The organism is Microcystis sp. LE19-195.1E (assembly GCF_027532095.1).
GTDB lineage: Bacteria > Cyanobacteriota > Cyanobacteriia > Cyanobacteriales > Microcystaceae > Microcystis > Microcystis aeruginosa.
The window spans coordinates 1-1,844 of sequence record NZ_JAPZSZ010000265.1; the positions used below are offsets into that span (position 1 = coordinate 1).

A 1,844-nucleotide genomic window follows, 5' to 3' on the forward strand; every position below is an offset into this window, starting at 1 on the left:
CAGGTGGTCAATTACCTAATTTTCAGGGAAAAAATCCCTAAATTTTCCCCCCAATCACTCCAATGGTAGGCACTTTTTCAGGGAAAAAAAGTCTAAAAGCCTTATCCAACAAGGTTTTTAGATTTATTCAGCAAACCCTAATTAGAGAGGAAAAGAATACCCAAAAAGTTCTATTGACAACTTTTGCAAGAGAGATCAAGGACAAAATCAAGGATTTACAATCTCGGTTTCAGAACAGTCCACTGGGTTACGGTGGCCATTGCTTTCCAACCTAAAAACTTACCGACCGGTTCGGCTTTTTCAATGCCAATTCGCAGCAGTTCCCCTCCTAATTTACTATGCCATTGCAAGAGGACTAATTCGCTTTCAATTGTAACAGTGTTGGCAACAAGACGACCCCCGGGGCGCAGGGCTAACCAACAGGTTTCCAATAGGTGGGGTGTGGTGATACCGCCACCAATAAAAATAGCATCCGGTTGCGGTAAATCTTCTAGGGCGCTCGGTGCGATTCCGGCGACGATTTGCAGGTGGGGTGTTCCCAGGGCGGCGGCATTATCGGCAATGTATTGTAATCTGGTGGGATGATGTTCGATCGCAATAGCCTGGCAACGGCGATCGCTCCGCAGCCACTCAATGGCAATGGAACCACAACCCGCCCCCACATCCCAGAGCAATTGTCCGGGTAGGGGAGCCAATCTGCTCAGAGTGATAGCACGAACTTCTCTTTTTGTCAACTGTCCGTCATGATGGTAAGCAGAATCCGGCAGTCCTGGAAGGCGCGGTGCCAGGGTAGGAGGATTAGAGGATATGCAGCTAATGGCGATGACATTTAGATCCGCCAGATCTGTAAACTCCCAATCGTTGGCGATGCCTTGAATGTGGCGTTCTCGGGTTCCCCCTAGATGTTCTAAAACGGTGATGGAACTTTCGCCAAAACCTCCCTCCCGGAGCAGCCGAGCAGCGATCGCCGGAGTCTGGGTATCGGCACTCAGTACCAGCAGTTTAGCACCGGGATAAAGCACCCCATTCAACCAAGCCGGAGGGCGACCGCACAAACTCAAAGTTTCCACTTCACTCAGAGGCCAACCCAAACGACTACAGGCAAGACTGAAGGCAGAAGGAGAGGGAATAATCGTCATTTCCTCAAGGGGAATCTGACGGGTGAGGGTGACACCAATCCCGTAGCACATGGGATCACCACTGGCCAAAACACAGACGGATTGACCACGAAGGCGGATAATCTCGTTCACAGAGTCTTGAATAGGAGAAGTCCAGAGCAGTTTTTGCCGTCGATCCTCTGGGGGTAACATTGCCAGATGACGTTCACCACCGACAATAACTGATGCTAAAGAAAGCAGACTTCGCCCTACCGAACTTAACCCTTCTAAGCCATCTTCACCAATTCCTATGATCGATAGCCATTTCGACTGACAATTGCGATCCGCCATATTAAAAAAAATCGCTACTATTTCATTATCTGCCATCAGGCTCTATCCTTCAAACAAGATATAATCGGGTTAGTGCCAAGTTAATTAAGATGAAAAATTATGACCACCACCGCCGATGATGTTTGGAAATTATTAGCCGAATTAGCAGAAGCTCAAAAAGAAACCGAGCGGATTCTCAAAGAACAATCTTTAAAAACTGATCGCCAAATTACCAGACTCAGTAAAGAAATTGGTAATCTTGGCGGTAAATGGGGACGTTTTGTCGAAAATATGGTAGCCCCAGCTTGTGAGACTTTATTTTTAAATCGTCAGATTCCCGTACATCAAGTTAGTCAAAGAGTCAGAAAACGTCTCGACGGTAAAACCCTAGAAATTGATGTGTTAGTAACTAATGAG

1 protein-coding gene and 1 pseudogene are annotated in these 1,844 nt (G+C 47.0%); one reads left to right on the forward strand and one right to left on the reverse strand.

What is annotated here, in order from left to right:
- Positions 1-215: 215 nt before the first annotated feature.
- The gene (gene cbiE, locus O9300_RS14890; RefSeq protein WP_287972442.1) at positions 216-1,484 is read right to left on the reverse strand and encodes a precorrin-6y C5,15-methyltransferase (decarboxylating) subunit CbiE; all 1,269 of its coding nucleotides are present in this window, start codon (positions 1,482-1,484) and stop codon (positions 216-218) included.
- Positions 1,485-1,547: 63 nt separating this feature from the next.
- Between cbiE and O9300_RS14895 the strand changes: the two are divergent.
- Positions 1,548-1,844: pseudogene (locus tag O9300_RS14895) on the forward strand (DUF3782 domain-containing protein); the annotation flags it as partial.

Bases quoted from the DNA above. Each gene is read 5' to 3' on its own strand.
- cbiE (WP_287972442.1), bottom strand. From the start codon at position 1,484: ATGGCAGATAATGAAATAGTAGCGATTTTTTTTAATATGGCGGATCGC.